Genomic DNA, 16,716 nt, shown 5'->3' with positions numbered 1-16,716 from the left:
ACGGAAATGGAAGCGATTGAACGCCCATAAAAGACCGGCTCCGACAAACGGACCGTGCGGGAAATCGGATCATAATGGTCGGACAATCTCCCTGGCACGACCTCCACCGGCACATGGTGCAGCCCGTGGCGGTCTAAAATCATGCGCGCCACTTCCGCCCCCGTCAACCCCGATGAGGCTGGAACTTCAGACCAGGCATTGAAATTGCTTGATACCTTCCATTGCGCCCAAAGCGATATCAGGAAGGCGATAAAAATGAAAATATCCATCGGATGGAATAGCATCACAGCACCCTCCGTTTTTTCAATGTTCATCAAATGTGTATACTATTATTTATTGTACTTGCTCACCTTTTCATACGTCAAACGGCCCGCTCCGGTTTCAAAAAAAAAACAGCGCCTGCATCGAGGCGCTATTTGGCTCATGGGAACATCAAAAATTGAAATTGTCTGGGTCAGGACCGACCCGTTTGTTCAAGTTCAACGCGTCGATCTGTTTCATTTCTTCGTCGGTCAGCGAGAAATCAAAAATATCAGCGTTTTCCTTGATCCGCGCCGGCGTCACCGACTTCGGGATCGTCACAACGCCGTGTTGCAAATCCCAGCGCAACACCACCTGCGCCGGCGTTTTCCCGTACTTGCGCCCAATGTCAACGATCGTCGGTTCGCTTAAAATTTCCCCGCGCATGAGCGGCGACCATGCTTCAAGCTGGATGCCGTTTTCCCGGCAAAACGTAAGCAGCTCTTTTTGCGTCAGGCGCGGGTGATACTCGACTTGGTTGACCATCGGCTTAATTTCGCAGTCAGCCATCACATCTTGCAAATGGTGAATTTGGAAGTTGCTCACTCCAATCGCGCGCACATAACCGTCTTTATACAACTTTTCCAGCGCCTTGTACGTCTCTTTATACTTCCCTTTCACCGGCCAGTGGACCAAATACAAGTCGACATAATCGAACCCGAGTTTTTTCAAACTTTTGTCAAACGCCTTCAGCGTTGTCTCATACCCTTGGTCGGTGTTCCACACTTTCGTCGTCACAAACACTTGTTCGCGAGGAATGCCGGATTCGCGGATCGCTTGACCGACACCTTCTTCGTTTTCATAAAAAGCGGCTGTATCGACGTGGCGGTAGCCGATCTCGAGCGCGGTGCGCACCGCGCTTCTTACTTCCTTCCCTTCTTTGACTTTATAAACGCCAAGGCCGACCCAAGGCATTTTCACCCCGTTATGCAAAGTGCGCAATCTTGCAGACCGTTCATATCCTCTCCTCCTCGAGCGTCATTATAGTTTCATTATGGGAAAAGAGGGAAAGAAAATCAAAATATATGCTTGCTCTCCTTTCTCGCTTCCCCGCGTCCCTCTTGTTCTTTCTTTAGGGGAAAATCAACGCAAAAACGAGGGGAAACGTTCCCCTCGCGCTGTCATTGCATTCCTTTTTTCATCCATTCGGCGATTTGCAGCGTGCGGCGCCTTTCCCGACGCAGTCAGAAACATGCGAACGGAAAAGCTGTCAATGGGACTTGCAGAGCGCTCCTGACTCTTATTTGGCCACGCTCATCGAGGCGCGCTCCACTTCAGCTTCGTTCGGATGAAACTCGTTTTCCATTTTCGAAACAACCACTGTCGCTACAGCATTGCCGATAATATTCGTAATCGCCCGCGCTTCCGACATGAAGCGGTCAACCCCAAGCAACAAGGCGATGCCTTCGACCGGAATCATCGGAAATGCTGCCAACGTTGCAGCCAGCGTAATAAAGCCGGAACCGGTAACCCCTGCTGCCCCTTTCGAGGTGAGCATTAAGACGCCAAGCAACGTCAGCTCTTGCCAAATGGTTAAATCAATGCCGTACGCTTGGGCGATGAAAATAGCTGCCATCGACAAGTAAATCGATGTGCCGTCTAGGTTAAACGAATACCCTGTCGGAACGACAAGACCAACAACCGATTTCGAGCACCCGTATTTTTCCAAACGTTCCATCAGCCGCGGCAGCGCTGATTCAGACGAAGACGTGCCCAAAACAAGCAACAGTTCCTCTTTGATATAAGCGAGAAACTGAAAGATGTTAAACCCATAAAACTTGGCAATCCCGCCAAGCACGACGAAAATGAAGAGCGCCATCGTAATGTAAACAGAACCCATCAATTTACCGAGCGACACGAGCGATCCGAGGCCGAACGTGCCGATCGTGTACGCCATCGCGCCGAACGCGGCGATCGGCGACACCTTCATTACCACGTTGACGACGCCGAAGAAAATTTCCGCCAGCCGTTCAAACAAGGAAATCACTGGTTTTGCTTTTTCCCCAAGCGCGGCAGCCGCTAAACCGAACAACACGGCGAAGAAGAGCACCGGAAGCAGTTGGCCGCTCGCCATCGCGGCAACGACGTTGTCGGGAATGATGCTTAAAATGAAATCAACAAAACCGTGGCTTGTTTCTTCCGCTTGTTTCGTGTATTGTGAAATGTCGCCGCCTTTTACTGCATCGGTATGAAACCCAACCCCTGGTTTGACAAGGTTGACGACGACAATCCCGATCGCCAACGCAAACGTCGTGACAATTTCAAAATAAATGAGCGCCTTGCCGCCGATGCGGCCGACCTTTTTCAAGTCGCCCATATTGCCGATCCCGATGACGACGGTGAAGAAAATGATCGGCGCAATCACCATTTTAATCAGCTTAATAAACCCATCGGCCAATACTTTCAGCTTCGTGCCGAATTCCGGGAATAAAAATCCGACGATAATCCCTAAAATAATACCGATAATGACTTGCACAGTTAAATTTTTAAATTTGCTCCGCATTTCTCCCACTCCTTTCTTTGTCTTGACAACGCTTTCAACATCATCATAAAGGAAAAAGCATAAAATCAAAATATTATGGTGATAATGGTCGTTTTGGTCTTTTTGGTCATGGCCTATTTCGGCAAGGACCAACAAAAAAAGGGGCTGGCTCAAAAGCCCCTTTTTGATGAAATGCAACCGAAGCACGGGAAAGAGACCACCTCTGAAACCATTGGTTTTACCAGGTTTTTCGCGGTGGTCTATTTTTCCATGTTGCCCCGGCAGAAGCATTACCGCTCTTTTGGGACAGCTCCCCTACTTCTCGGATTCCCGAATTTCCTCCAATAATCTCGCCCCAAACCGTTTGGCAAACTCCTCATACAGCGGGGCGAACTTTCGCTCCCATTCCCACTTCTCCCTCTCGGATAATTCATAGAGATGGACGTCCTCGCGCTGGCGCAATTCGTTCAATTCCCGTTCGTTTTGCGCCTTTGACTCCTGCAAATTCCATTGTGTTGCTTCAGCCATCGCTTCGGTTATTTTTTGCTGGATGTCTTTCGGCAAATGGTCCCAAAATGACTGATTCATCATGACGGCGTACCCGAGATATCCGTGATTGCTGATCGTAATATACGGTTGAAATTTGTAAAACCCTTTCGAATAAATATTGGAAATCGTATTTTCCTGCCCATCAAACTTATGCTGTTCAAGCTCCTGATAAACGCGGTCAAATGAAACGGCAATCGGTTCACCGCCAAGCAAGCGAAACTGCTTTTCAATCACTTCGCTCGGCATAATGCGAAAACGCAAGCCGCGAAAATCGTCAGGGGCGATGAGCGGACGGGTTGTGCTCATCATTTGCTTAAATCCATTGCTCCAAAACGCCAGTCCTTTCATTCCTTTTGCCTCCAGCATCCGAAGCAGCTCGGCGCCCACTTTTCCAGTAAACACGCGGCGCACGTCGTCCTCATCGCGGAACAAAAACGGCAAATCGAGCACTTGCCATTCGGGGACAAGCTCTGTCACCTTTGAAAATGATGGCGCGATCATTTGCACGTCGCCGCGCAACAGCGCATCAAGCTCTTCCCCATCCGAATAAAGCGAGCCGTTCGGGAACACTTCGACTTTGACGCGGCCGTTTGTTTTTTGCTCGACAAGCTCGGCAAACTTTTGCGCCGCCAGCCCTTTTGGCGTATTCTCTGCTACGACATGGCTGAAATAAATAATGATTTGCTTTTCCAATCCTTTTTGCTCGTCGTCATAAACAAGTGGTTCACGTCCCAGTTGACGGCTAGCTGCCCAGCCGACTAGACCGAGGCCGACAAACAAAAGGATTGTCCATGCTCTCCACTTTTTCCCCATTGTTCACACCATTCTTCCATCCTATTGCTAAAATGGCACTCCAACGGAATGCTCCCCGCCGACTCGAATCATTGAAGCAAAAAAGCGGCTGGAGCCCACCGATTCGGTTTGAAAGCAGCAATCGCCACGCCTTACGTATGCACCATCCTCTATGCTGGCGGGCAGAATATTTGTTCCCCACCGCCATTTTACACCTTTCGTTTCTTTCCATTCAAGAAGATTTGGTATAATGAAAAAAACGTTGATTTATTCCTTTCCCGATTCATATGGCATGTCCAACAGCCATCACGACTGCCAAAAAGGAGTTCCGCCATGAACCGGCTGCCGATTCGCTGGAAAATTACGATGTTGATTTTCGCCATCGTCAGCTTTTCCATGTTGCTGAGCGGTGCATTCATCATCAGCGACTTTTTCCATACAAAGGAGGAGGAACTCAGCCAGCGCGCCTTATTGACCGCGCGCACCGTCTCCGAGCTGCCCGAAGTCAGGCGCCATATTGTCGGAAACAAACAAAGCCGGGCGCTGATCAATCCGGTCGTCGAGCGGGTGCGCGTCATTCACAGCGCCGACTATATCGTCGTTCTCGATATGAACAAAGTGCGCCTCTCCCATCCGCTTCCGGCAATGATCGGCACGATCTCCCGCGGTGCTGATGAGGGGCCGGCATTTGCCGAACATACGTACACTTCCAAAGCCCGCGGGGAAATCGGGACAGTGGTTCGCGCCTTCGTTCCCATTATGAACAGCGATCACGAACAAATTGGCGTCGTCATCGCCGCCTACCGGTTGCCGACGTTTTTTGAAGCCATTGATTCTTTGAAAGAAGAAGCTGCCGTAGCGGTCGTTTTGTCGCTCGTTGTCGGTGGAATTGGTGCATGGCTGCTCGCCTCCCATATCAAGCGGCAAATGTTTGAGCTGGAACCGCATGAGATCGCCAAGCTGCTGATCGAACGGACGGAAGCGTTTAACGCCATGCACGAAGGCGTCATCGCCATTGACAGCGATGAAAACATTACCATCTTCAACGACCGGGCAAAACAAATGCTCGGCGTCAAAGGGGATGTCATCGGCCGGTCGATCCGTTCCGTCATTCCAGACACACACCTTCCGGAAATCTTGGAAGTAAACAAGCCGATTTACAATAAGGAGTTGCAGATCGGCAATTTAACGATTTGGAGCAACCGCATCCCGATCAAAGTCAACGGGAAAACGGTCGGCGCCATCGCCATTTTCCAAGACCGGACGGAAGTGAAGAGACTCGCCGAAGAACTGACGGGCGTCAAAGCGTTTGTCCACGCCTTGCGCGTGCAAAATCATGAATACATGAATAAGCTTCATACGATCGCCGGCCTCATCCAGCTCGGCCATATCGAAAAGGCGCTCGAGTACGTCTTCCAAGTCACGGAGGAACAAGCAGAACTGACACAGTTTTTAAGCCGCAACATTAAGGACGAAAGCATTTCTGGATTGCTCTTAAGCAAAATCCGCCGCGGCAAGGAGCTCGGCATCCGCGTGACCATCGATCGGCACAGCCGGCTGCACCGCTTTCCGCCGCATCTCGATCACCATGATTTTGTTGTTCTCCTTGGCAATTTAATTGAAAACGCCTTCGACGCGTTCCGTGATGTAACCGACCGGGAAAAAGAAATTTACATCAGCATCGAACAAAATGAAGACATTTGTTCCCTCTCGGTCGAAGACAACGGCCAAGGCATTGCCCGTGAGCATATCAACCGCATTTTTGATGAAGGCTTTTCAACCAAAGGGGAGAGCGGTCGAGGCATCGGCTTGTATTTGGTGAAGCAAATTGTGGAAAAGGGAAACGGGCGCATCGATGTGCAGTCGGAAAAGGGGAAAGGAACGGTGTTTACGGTGATCTTTGACATGTGAGGTCCATTTAGGCAACGGCGGCCGCGAAAGACACCCCCGTCGAGACGAAGGAGGAAAAGGCTATGTATCGCGTGTTGTTGATCGAGGATGACCCGATGGTGCAAGAAGTGAATCGGCAAATGATTGAACAAGTCGACGGCTTCACCGTCATCGGCCTCGCTGGAAACGGTGAAGAAGGACTCCGCCTCATCGACGAGCTGCACCCGGATTTAGCAATGATCGATATTTACATGCCGCAGCTGGACGGCCTTGAAACATTAAAACAAATCCGCGCCCGCGGCCATGAAGTCGATATCATCGCCATTACCGCGGCGAGCGACATTGAAACGGTGCGCCGCGTCCTGCAAAACGGCGCCTTCGATTACATTGTGAAACCGTTCAAATTTGAACGGCTCAAACAGGCGTTGGAAAATTATCGGACGTTCCGCCGGTCGCTTGCGGAAAAGGAATCGCTCACCCAGGTGGAACTCGATGCCCTAAGGCGGGCGGCTGAACAACCGGCCGGACCGTCCTCCGAGCTTCCGAAAGGACTGAATGAGGTCACATTGGAAAAAGTGATCGCCTATTTGCGCGGGCACCGCTTCCCTGTTTCCGCCGAGGAAGTGGCCGAAGGAGTCGGCATCGCCCGCGTCACCGCCCGCCGCTATTTGGAGTACCTTGAGAAAACAGGAAAAGTCGTGCTCGATGTTCAATACGGCGGCGTCGGACGACCAGTGAATCGGTACCATCTGAAAGCAACATAACACGGCGCCGTTTCACTTGGCTTTAAGCTGGTTGTCAGAGACGGAAAGCCAGGCCTTATTATGCCGTATCCCGCACCAGCAACCGGGCAGGCAGCTCTTCCTGTTTTCGCGCCACACGGCCTGTCTCCAGCCAATGGTGAAGAAGGCGGAACGCTCTTTCCCCGAGCGTAAAATGGGGGAGTGCCACGGTTGTAATGCCCAGCATTTCGGCCAATGGATCATTATCAAAACCAATAACGGCAAGCTCATCTGGAATGCGCACCCCGATTCGGCGCGCATGGAGCACGATTCCGGCCGCCACTTGGTCACTCGTCACAAGCAACGCGCTCGGCCTCTCCTCCATCGCGATCCATTGCTCCATAACCCGCTTTCCATCTTCAAGAAATAGACAACCATCGAAAACCCACTGCCGACGAGGAAGGACGCCGACTTCACGCAACACATCCTGGTACGCCCCTGCCCTCGCTTGGCTGTTCGGCCCGGTCATTCTTCCGATGCAATAACCGATGCGCCGGTGCCCCTTTTTGATCAAGTAGCGAAGCGCTTGGACAAACGCTTGGTAGTGATCGATATAGACAGTGAAAAAATCATACCTTTCCACCTGCTCACATAAAACAATGGGACCGTCTTCCTGATAAGCCGCAAACGCTTCCCAGTCCACTTCATGGGAACATACGATCAACCCATCCATTTGCTTCATCCGCAGCCGTTCCAACGCCTCAAGCTCCCTTTCCACCTCATAGTTTGTCTGAAACAAAAGCAACTGGTAACCATAACGAAGCGCCTCTTTGGAAATCCCTTCGATTACAGCGGAAAAATAAGGATGGTGAATGTACGGAAGCATGACCCCGACAATCGCTGTTCTTCCCTTCGCCAAGTGAACGGCTTGAATATTTTTCACATATTGAAGCTTCTGGGCTGCTTCCCAAACTGCCTTCCGCTTTTCCTCGCTCACATACGGATATCCGTTCAATACCCTCGATACAGTGGCCACCGACACACCCGCTTCTTTCGCCAAATCACGGATGTTCGCCACGTTCCCACTTCCCTCCATAAAAGCTCTTGACTTGAAACGCGTTTCATACATTACATTCATCCTGCCATCTAGTTCTAGTATACACGAGGAGGTGACCGCATGCTTTGCGGATTGGCTTCACTCATTCTGCTCGTCGCCGCTGTTTGGGGCGGGGCGCATATCGCCTTGCACGCGAAACAAACAAAAAAATAGGGAAACGAGTCTGTTTGTTTCCACCGTTTCAATTGGTATAATGGGGGGTATATGGAACGTAGGGAGGAATGAACATGATTCGATACTGGAAACTGTTGTTCTCTCTCGCTGTCGCCTCCGTCTTGCTGGTTGGCTGTGGAACGAAAGAGCACGAGACGACACAGGCGGCAAAGGAAGAGCAGACAGCCGACGATCCAAAACCATCGTCTGATGCGCCGTCATCCACAGAACATTCTTCCTCGAAAGAAGCAAAAGAGCAAACATCACCAACCGGGAAAGAGGAAGAGCAATCAACGACAAAAGAAGAGCAATCTGCTGCTTCACAACCGACCGTTTCCTTGTCCTATCAAGAAGGGAAACAAACCATCACGAAAACGGCAACGCTGCAAACGAGCGACAATCAACATTTTTCCCTCTATGTTTTGGAAGGATGGACCCTTGACGCCGAAGAACCGGGCGCCGATGTCTTGCTTCATGGCGACGCATTCGCCCGCATCCGCTTGCTTTCGGAGGGGGAAACAAACTACGAGCAACTAGCGCAAGAACATGCCCAAGCGGTTGACGCCAACGCCGCCCGCCAACAAACGAACGGATTGCCTAAGCCGTTCGCTGATGCCGTTTGGTACACTGCCCAAGCGGACGGTGTCACCGTTCATGTCATCGCCAGCGCCCAACCAACGCCGATGCTATTGACCGTGCACGCTCCAAGCAACGAAGACGTGCTTGGCGCCGTACTCGCCATGGCGGCGACGCTGCAAAAGCAATAACTTATTTTAGGGAGGGCCTCGCCCTCCCGCCTTTCCAAAAAGAAAAACCCTCTTTTCGCCATATGAAGAGGGTCAAACGAGCTGCTTGCTTTCTTCTTTGCGGAAAAATGTTCTCATCGCATGGAACACATCCGATTTTTGCTTCAAAATATAATAGCGGAATTTTTCGTCTTTAATATTGCGATACGCCGACATGAGCGTGGAATGGCGGTTGTACTGGTTGACTTCCCCGTACCCAAACATGTTCGACACTTTCATCAGCTCTTGAACAAGCTTCACGCAACGGGCATTGTCCGATGTCAAGTTGTCGCCGTCGGAGAAGTGGAACGGATAAATGTTGTAGCGCGACGGAGAATACTTCGTTTCGATCAGTTCAAGCGCCTTGCGGTAGGCGGATGAGCAAATCGTCCCGCCGCTTTCCCCTTTCGTGAAAAATTCGTCCTCGCTGACAACTTTCGCTTCCGTATGGTGGGCGATAAAGGCGATCTCAACGGTTTCATATTTCGTGCGCAAAAAGCGCGTCATCCAGAAGAAAAAGCTGCGTGCCATATATTTTTCCCACATGCCCATCGATCCGCTTGTGTCCATCATCGCCAAGACGACCGCCTTCGATTCTGGCTTGACGACTTCGTTCCACGTTTTAAACTTCAAATCTTCGCGGTAAATCGGATAAAAACCTGGTTTGCCATTCATGGCATTGCGCTTGAAGGCAGCGAGCATCGTCCGCTTCTTATCGATGTTCCCCATCAGTCCGGTGCGGCGGATGTCATTAAATTCGATATGTTGAGTTACATTTTGATCCAGCTCTTTTCGTTGCAAGTTGGGCAGCTCCAGTTGGCTAAAGAACGCTTCCTCAATCTCCATCAGTGACACTTCAGCTTCGTAATAATCTTGGCCCGGCAAATCGCCAGCCCCTTGGCCTTTTCCTGGCCCTTGCCCCTCCCCGCTTCCGTCTCGGGCCACGACATCGCCGACTTGGCTGTCTCCGTTTCCTTGGCCGACGTGTTTGTTTTTCTCATAATTGTAGCGGATTTTGTATTCATCGAGCGAGCGGATCGGAATTTTAATCACATCGCGCCCGTTGGACATGATAATGCTTTCTTCCGTAATTAAGTCGGGCAAATTGTTTTTGATCGCTTCCTTCACTTTTTCTTGATGGCGCTTTTGATCATCATATCCTTTGCGGTGGAGGGACCAGTCTTCTTTCGATACAACAAAATTCCCCTTCATGTTTTCCCCTCCTTTGAAAAAATCATTTTCACACTTTTCGCTTTCCCGCATATACTTATGTTGGCGTCATCAAAACGGGCCATCACGATGCCAAGTTGGTTTATTTTATCGTATGCAAAAATTCAAAATAATTGACCAATGAATGAGGAAAATAGAAAAGTAGACAAGCCCGATTATCAGCTTCGCGCCCTCTTGTTCGCTTCCTTTTAGCGAAGCTCGCTGCGTCGTCTTCGCTCGACCCTCCCTGTGCAACTCGGTCAGACAGGGGAGGAGGATAAAAAAAGCATGCCTCAGCGCTTGAGGCATGCCTAGCGGTTCAACAAGCTGCCGACATAACGGAGCAATTCATTGGCTGACGTGGAGTTGTACCCGTATTCATCAATGAGGCGGGCGACGACTTCGTTAATTTTTTTCAACTGCTGCTCATCCGGTGTTTTCGTCGACGTTGTAATTTTGACAATGTCCTTTAAATCCGCAAACAATTTCTTCTGGATCGCTTCCCGCAACCGTTCATGTGAATTATAATCAAACCGCTGTCCTTTTCGTGCATATGCCGAAATGCGAATTAAAATTTCTTCGCGAAACGCTTTTTTCGCATTTTCGGAAATGCCGATTTGTTCCTCGATCGAGCGCATCAGCTTTTCATCCGGATTCATTTCCTCACCCGTAAGCGGATCGCGCAGTTTCGTCTTGTTGCAGTACGCCTCGACGTTGTCCAAATAGTTATCCATCAACGTTTTCGCTGACTCTTCATACGAATAGACGAACGCCTTTTGCACTTCTTGTTTTGCGATTTCATCATACTCCTTGCGCACGAGCGAAATGAAATTCAAATACCGCTCGCGGTCTTCCTTCGTGATCGACGGATGCTGATCCAATCCTTCTTTCAACGAACGAAGCACGTCAAGCGCATTAATCGACGGCACTCCTTTGCGGATGATGCAGGCAGAAATACGGTTGATGACATAGCGTGGGTCGATGCCGCTCATCCCCTCATCCGGATGCTCCTTTTTCAGCTCCTCCACATCGACCTCGCTGAATCCTTCAATCATTTCGCCATCATACAAGCGCATTTTCTTCAATAAATCCACATCCGGCCGCTTCGATTCTTTCAGCCGCGTCAAAATCGTAAACATAGCCGCAATCCGCAGCGTGTGCGGGGCGATATGCACGTCGGCGACGTCGCTTTCGCGGATCATTTTTTCATAAATGCGCTCTTCTTCCGAGACGCGCAAGTTGTACGGAATCGGCATGACGATGATACGCGAATGGAGCGCCTCGTTCTTTTTGTTGGCAATGAACGACCGATATTCCGTTTCGTTCGTATGCGCGATGATCAATTCATCGGCGCTGATTAAAGCAAACCGCCCAGCCTTGAAATTGCCTTCTTGCGTCAGCGACAGCAAATGCCAAAGAAATTTTTCATCGCACTTTAACATCTCTTGAAATTCCATAATCCCGCGGTTGGCTTTGTTCAGCTCGCCGTCAAACCGATACGCGCGCGGGTCAGACTCGGAACCGTATTCCGCGATCGTTGAAAAATCAATGCTTCCCGTTAAATCGGCGATGTCTTGCGATTTTGGGTCAGACGGACTGAACGTCCCGATGCCGACGCGGCGGTTTTCCGAGAAGAAAATACGCTCCACCAGCACGTCTTCAATGCGTCCGCCGTACTCTTTCTCAAGCCGCATCATATTGAGCGGCGACAGCTCACCTTCAATGCGAATGCCGTACTCACGGTAAAAATCGTCGCGCAAATGGTGAGGAATGAGGTGAAGCGGGTCTTCATGCATCGGGCACCCTTTAATCGCATAAACGGCTCCGCGCTCCGTTTTGGAGTACTCCTCAAGCCCGCGCTTCAGGAGCGTTACCAACGTCGACTTCCCGCCGCCGACCGGCCCCATCAGCAGCAAAATCCGTTTCCGCACATCAAGCCGCTTCGCCGCCGGGTGGAAATATTCCTCAACGAGCCGCTCAAGCGCCTCCTCAAGCCCGAACAGGTGCTGGCTGAAAAACTTATATCGTTTCCGCCCATTCACCTCTTCGACCCCAGCATCTTTGATCATATTATAAACACGCGAATGAGCCGACTGGGCCACCCACGGCTTTTCTTTTAAAATCTTTAAATACTCGGCAAACGTTCCTTCCCATTTCAACTTTTCTTCTTCTTCCCGATACCGGGCGATTTTTTGCAAAATATCCATAAAGGACCTCCTCACCCTTGGATGTCTAACAGCAAGATTATTACAATTTATGCGAGGATGTCCCGTATCATTCGCCGCAAAAAAAATTTTGTCTCCTAACAACCAGCTGCGGTCATTCACATGCTTGGCCATATTCGCTATAATAAAGAGGGAAACGCCTGCCACTTTCATTATGAAGGAGGAACAAACGATGCGCACGTTGCTTGTGCTAGGGGTTATCATTGCGTTTTTGACGGCCATTTTCACCGCTGGCTATGAAGACAAACCAGGCGTCAGACAATAAGACCAAAAAAAACGACCTCCAGAGCGAAGGTCGTTTTTTTGTTTATGACAACCCATAAAACCGTTGTTGGCGCAACGCTTCGTACACTAAAATGGCCGCCGTGTTCGACAAGTTTAACGAGCGCACTTTGTCATTCATCGGGATGCGAAGGCAACGATCCATATTGGCCTCAAGCAGCTCCTTCGGCAATCCGGTCGTTTCACGGCCGAACACAAAGAAAATATGTTTTTCTGTATCGCTGAAATCAAACGAATCATAATACCGGCGCCCGAATTTCGTAATGAAATAAAACTCCCCTTCCGGAAAGCGGGCGAATAGTTCGTCAAGCGAGTCATAATACGAAATATTGACATACGGCCAATAATCAAGCCCGGCGCGCTTTAACATTTTATCATCCGTTGAAAACCCAAGCGGACGAATCAAGTGAAGCGCCGTATCCGTAGCCGCGCATGTGCGGGCGATATTCCCGGTATTAGCCGGAATTTCTGGTTGGTACAGTACTACATGGAGCGGCATTTCGTTCACCTCAGCAACATCGTTTATTTGCGGTCAATGATGTGAAAAAATTTATACCGAATGTTTGGCGTATAGGCGCTTGAATCTTCATACGACCAATAGCGCATTCGGCTGTTTGTCGTATGGGCGTTTACAAGCGGCATCCCGTTCTGATCTTTCGCCACCACAATCGTTGAGTGGTCGAAGCGTCCGTCCCCTTGAAAATCATAACAGATGACATCGCCTGCCATCAATTGCTCTGCTCCGCCACTTCCACCGCCTGCAAGCCGATGCGCGACCCGCTCAAATACCAACGAAAAGCATGGGCCACAGCCCAGCTGTAACTCCAACTTCCGTTTTGACACCACCATCCCCTCGCCCGGTTCGGATAGCCCGTCATCGGCGCCCCGCCTGCATACAAGCATTGAGAGACAAAATTCGTGCAATCCACCGGAAACGACGGAAACACCGGGTTATGCCGATTCCACCACGTTTCCGCATACCGCACCGCCCGGGCGCGGTCATACTGGTAAGAAAGACGCTCCCCCGTCCATTGCTCTCGTTCGACGCGCGGCGCCTCCATATACCCCCCCAGCCGGTTGATCGGTTCATCAGCTACAAGCTCACCGCGAACAAAACAGGCGCATCGCTCCTCAACCTGTTCTTCTATATATAGTGAACCCCTTTGCTTAATTAAAAATTGATGGTGGGCAATATACATCACTTTCGCTTCCCGCTCGATGGTCTGCCTGCCGACAATTTGTCCCCGGATCGTGCAACGGACGATCTCCGCACCGCGCTTTTGGCAAAGCCGTTGCTTTCTTGCCGCCTCTTCGCTTCGGATATTGCTTTCCGACACAAACGAGCGGGCTCGCTCATCCAACCACGCGCGCAACTGTTTTTTCATGCTGCTTTCCACCACTTTCGTTTTTGTTACTACCTTATGTGGGGAAGCTGCGTTTTTTTCCCTATTCCTTTGCCTCAGCCAACAGTTTCAGTCCTTTTTCAATCTCAGCGATCACATCGGCATCCGCCTCCGTTTGCCGCGCGGCCTCCAAATAAGGCTTAGCGCTTGGATCCCCGATTTTCCCGAGCGCCCACGCCGCCGTCCCGCGGATGACTGGACGGCTATCCTCTTTCAACAAACGCAGTAAGTGCGGCACCGCGGTTTGGTCTTTGTAATGGGCGAGCGCCAGAATGGCATTGCGCTGAATCGGCTTTTTCCCACGCCATGAACCCGCCATGGCCCCAAATGTTTCTTTAAATTCACGGTTGCTCATCTGAAGCAGCGGGATGAGTTTCGGCTTTACCGCTTCCGGATCCGGCTCGAATTCTGGATGCAAATGAAAGTCTTTCCCCTTATTTTCCGGGCAGACTTGCTGGCATGTATCGCAGCCGTACAGCCGGTTCCCGATTTTCTCCCGAAACTCGTCGGCCAAAAAGCCTTTCGTTTGCGTTAAAAAGGAAAGGCACCGCTGTGCGTTCAGTTGTCCCCCTTGTACAAGCGCCCCGGTCGGGCAGGCATCAATGCATTTCGTGCACGTGCCGCATCGGTTTTCAACCGGTTCATCAGGGGGAAATGGAATATTCGTAATCATTTCTCCCAAATACACATACGATCCAAACTCCGGTGTAATAATAGAGCAGTTCTTGCCGCTCCAACCGATCCCTGCCCGTTCCGCCACCGCCCGATCGGCGAGCTCTCCGGTATCCACCATCGAGCGAACGCGGGCATGGGGCACTTTGGCCAGCAAAAACTCCTCGAGCTGCTGCAAACGTTCCCGCAACACATCGTGGTAGTCCTTTCCCCATGAAGCGCGGCAAAAAACGCCGCGCCGTTCCGTCTTTGTCCCCCGCGGCGCATTTTTCATTTTGGACGGATAGGCAAGAGCAATGGCAATGATCGATTTTGCTTCCGGAAGAAGCAATGAAGGATTCGTCCGTTTCTCAATATCTGGTTCCTCAAAACCGGACTGATAGCCGAGCTCCTGCTGGCGGCGCAGCCGTTCCTTTAATTCAACAAACGGATCAGCGCTCGCAAATCCGATTTTATCAATGCCGATTGACCGACTATACTCAATGACTTCCCGCTTTAATGCCATAACATCCATCGTTTTCCCTCCTTTCGTCATATATGATAAAATGAAATCCGAGGTGATCAAGATGAAATTCGTGATATCAGAACAACTAAAGCAACGCCTTCCTTCTGGTAAATTCGGCGTCATCCGCTATCATCATATCGAGGTCAGCGATTCACCGCAAATGTTAAGGGGGCGGCTTGAGCTGTTTCAAGAATCTCTTTACATCGAGCTGCAGGAAAAGTCGATTGCCGACATTCCTGAGATGGTCGAATGGCGCCGTACTTTCAAACAAATCGGAACGGACCCAAGCCGCTATCGACCGTCAAGTGAAAGCCTGTACCGACGCATCCAGAAAAAAAGCTTCATTTCGCCTATCCATTCAGCGGCAGACATAAACAACTTTTTTTCACTCTATTATAAAATTCCACTCGGCATCTATGATCTAGACCGCATCAACGGGACAGTGACGCTCACGATCGGCACGGAACAAGATGAATACATCGCGTTAAACGGCCGCACAGTCAACTTTGCCAACAAACTCGTCAGCAAAGATGAACGAGGGCCGTTTGGCAGTCCGATCGTCGATTCGGAGCGGACCGCCGTGACGAGAGAAACGAAAAACGCTTTGCAAATCGTTTACTTTCTCCCATCAACGCCAGAAGAAACCGCCAAGCGCCAGCTTCAAGCCATCCAAACGATGTTTGTGCAAATTCATGGCGGCGAAGCCGACGCCCAATTGTTCGTTTGATCTTCTCCCCCCACTTTCCTGCCGTTGGAAACGGGGGACTCCCTCCCTACTTGAACGCTCTCCCACCTACGCTCACGCGTGGAAGTGGGGGGCTTCTCGGTTTAGGGTGATAAATAAAAAAAACGCAATGCCTCGTTCTTTAACGAAACGAAACACTGCGTTGTCCCCAAGCATCATAACATAATTTTAAAGCTAACGAGAGACATTATAACAGACTTCCACACGCATCGCAAGAAAAAAAACGCAAAAATCGACAAAAGAAATTGTACAAAAGGGCACCAGAATCTCTGGTGCCAGCAACCAGTGACCCGTACGGGATTCGAACCCGTGTTACCGCCGTGAAAGGGCGGTGTCTTAACCACTTGACCAACGGGCCATTATGGCGGAGAAGGCGGGATTTGAACCCGCGCGCCGCAAAACTGCGACCTAACGGTTTAGCAAACCGTCCCCTTCAGCCACTTGGGTACTTCTCCGTAACATGGCTCCGCAAGTAGGATTCGAACCTACGACCTACCGGTTAACAGCCGGTTGCTCTACCGCTGAGCTATTGCGGAATGATGAATAACTATATGTTATGCACATCTTCCAAATGTGCTCGTTGCCTCTTCCTCTGCCAGCTAATTCAAGGAAGCGAGATGCGTCGAGGCAACTCGCAGCGAATTCGAAGATGTGAAGCTCGTCGCTCCGCTTTTGCTGTGGAACGATGGGGCATTGTTCGCCCATTATTATAGCGAATAGCCAAAAAACATTCAATGGAAAATAATGGGCCTAAGTGGACTTGAACCACCGACCTCACGCTTATCAGGCGTGCGCTCTGACCAGCTGAGCTATAGGCCCATAAAAAGCGGGTGATGGGAATCGAACCCACGACATCAGCTTGGAAGGCTGAGGTTTTACCACTAA

The 16,716-nt window shown here is 50.5% G+C and carries 13 protein-coding genes, 4 tRNA genes and 1 pseudogene; 4 read left to right on the top strand and 14 right to left on the bottom strand.

The window, feature by feature from the left end; all coding sequences use genetic code 11:
* From I656_RS06525 to I656_RS06540, 4 genes are all read right to left on the bottom strand, one after another.
* A partial coding sequence (locus I656_RS06525) for a zinc metallopeptidase (RefSeq protein WP_020755419.1) occupies window positions 1-284 on the bottom strand: 284 nt, incomplete at its 3' end.
* A gap of 148 nt (window positions 285-432) precedes the next feature.
* Complete coding sequence (locus I656_RS06530) at window positions 433-1,215, bottom strand: aldo/keto reductase (protein ID WP_050572312.1); 783 nt, start codon at window positions 1,213-1,215, stop codon at window positions 433-435.
* 325 nt (window positions 1,216-1,540) lie between these two features.
* Window positions 1,541-2,803: a dicarboxylate/amino acid:cation symporter gene (locus tag I656_RS06535; RefSeq protein WP_033005861.1), complete on the bottom strand. Its 1,263-nt coding sequence runs from the start codon at window positions 2,801-2,803 to the stop codon at window positions 1,541-1,543.
* 294 nt (window positions 2,804-3,097) lie between these two features.
* Entirely contained in the window at window positions 3,098-4,144 is a 1,047-nt protein-coding gene (locus tag I656_RS06540; protein ID WP_020755416.1) for a TRAP transporter substrate-binding protein, read from the bottom strand.
* A 312-nt stretch (window positions 4,145-4,456) separates the two neighbouring features.
* Between I656_RS06540 and I656_RS06545 the strand changes: the two genes are divergently transcribed.
* Window positions 4,457-6,034 carry a sensor histidine kinase gene (locus tag I656_RS06545; RefSeq protein WP_033005860.1) on the top strand — a complete coding sequence of 526 codons (1,578 nt, stop codon included), beginning with the start codon at window positions 4,457-4,459 and terminating at the stop codon, window positions 6,032-6,034.
* A 62-nt stretch (window positions 6,035-6,096) separates the two neighbouring features.
* Window positions 6,097-6,777 carry a response regulator gene (locus tag I656_RS06550; RefSeq protein ID WP_013523005.1) on the top strand — a complete coding sequence of 227 codons (681 nt, stop codon included), beginning with the start codon at window positions 6,097-6,099 and terminating at the stop codon, window positions 6,775-6,777.
* A 58-nt stretch (window positions 6,778-6,835) separates the two neighbouring features.
* On the opposite strand, the gene I656_RS06555 is transcribed toward I656_RS06550, so the two are convergent.
* Window positions 6,836-7,813 (bottom strand): LacI family DNA-binding transcriptional regulator, encoded by a 978-nt coding sequence (locus tag I656_RS06555; protein ID WP_033005858.1) that lies wholly within the window; start codon window positions 7,811-7,813, stop codon window positions 6,836-6,838.
* Between the two features lie 266 nt (window positions 7,814-8,079).
* Between I656_RS06555 and I656_RS06560 the strand changes: the two genes are divergently transcribed.
* Window positions 8,080-8,772 (top strand): hypothetical protein, encoded by a 693-nt coding sequence (locus tag I656_RS06560; RefSeq protein WP_015373986.1) that lies wholly within the window; start codon window positions 8,080-8,082, stop codon window positions 8,770-8,772.
* Between the two features lie 72 nt (window positions 8,773-8,844).
* On the opposite strand, the gene yhbH is transcribed toward I656_RS06560, so the two are convergent.
* From yhbH to queG, 5 genes and pseudogenes are all read right to left on the bottom strand, one after another.
* Window positions 8,845-10,002 carry a sporulation protein YhbH gene (yhbH, locus tag I656_RS06565; protein WP_033005854.1) on the bottom strand — a complete coding sequence of 386 codons (1,158 nt, stop codon included), beginning with the start codon at window positions 10,000-10,002 and terminating at the stop codon, window positions 8,845-8,847.
* A 308-nt stretch (window positions 10,003-10,310) separates the two neighbouring features.
* Entirely contained in the window at window positions 10,311-12,206 is a 1,896-nt protein-coding gene (locus I656_RS06570) for a PrkA family serine protein kinase (RefSeq protein ID WP_011229990.1), read from the bottom strand.
* A gap of 325 nt (window positions 12,207-12,531) precedes the next feature.
* A complete protein-coding gene (trmL, locus tag I656_RS06575; RefSeq protein ID WP_015373984.1) occupies window positions 12,532-13,005 on the bottom strand; it encodes a tRNA (uridine(34)/cytosine(34)/5-carboxymethylaminomethyluridine(34)-2'-O)-methyltransferase TrmL in 474 nt (157 codons plus the stop codon).
* A 23-nt stretch (window positions 13,006-13,028) separates the two neighbouring features.
* Window positions 13,029-13,891: pseudogene (locus I656_RS0115820) on the bottom strand (amidase domain-containing protein).
* A gap of 61 nt (window positions 13,892-13,952) precedes the next feature.
* Entirely contained in the window at window positions 13,953-15,095 is a 1,143-nt protein-coding gene (gene queG / locus I656_RS06580) for a tRNA epoxyqueuosine(34) reductase QueG (RefSeq protein WP_013146296.1), read from the bottom strand.
* A 52-nt stretch (window positions 15,096-15,147) separates the two neighbouring features.
* On the opposite strand from queG, the gene I656_RS06585 reads away from it, so the two are divergent.
* Window positions 15,148-15,813, top strand: coding sequence for a B3/4 domain-containing protein (locus tag I656_RS06585; protein WP_033005850.1), 666 nt, complete (start codon window positions 15,148-15,150; stop codon window positions 15,811-15,813).
* A 304-nt stretch (window positions 15,814-16,117) separates the two neighbouring features.
* Here I656_RS06585 and I656_RS06590 read toward each other — a convergent pair.
* The 4 genes from I656_RS06590 to I656_RS06605 form a co-directional block, all read right to left on the bottom strand.
* A tRNA-Glu gene (locus tag I656_RS06590) sits at window positions 16,118-16,189 on the bottom strand.
* 4 nt (window positions 16,190-16,193) lie between these two features.
* A tRNA-Ser gene (locus tag I656_RS06595) sits at window positions 16,194-16,286 on the bottom strand.
* A gap of 6 nt (window positions 16,287-16,292) precedes the next feature.
* A tRNA-Asn gene (locus I656_RS06600) sits at window positions 16,293-16,367 on the bottom strand.
* Window positions 16,368-16,576: 209 nt separating this feature from the next.
* Window positions 16,577-16,650: transfer RNA gene (locus I656_RS06605), tRNA-Ile, on the bottom strand.
* Window positions 16,651-16,716 lie beyond the last annotated feature (66 nt).

It is taken from the genome of Geobacillus sp. WSUCF1 (assembly GCF_000422025.1).
Classification (GTDB): Bacteria; Bacillota; Bacilli; order Bacillales; family Anoxybacillaceae; genus Geobacillus; species Geobacillus zalihae.
The sequence above is the reverse complement of the archived record's forward strand: the minus strand, read 5'-3'. Positions and strand labels throughout refer to the sequence as shown.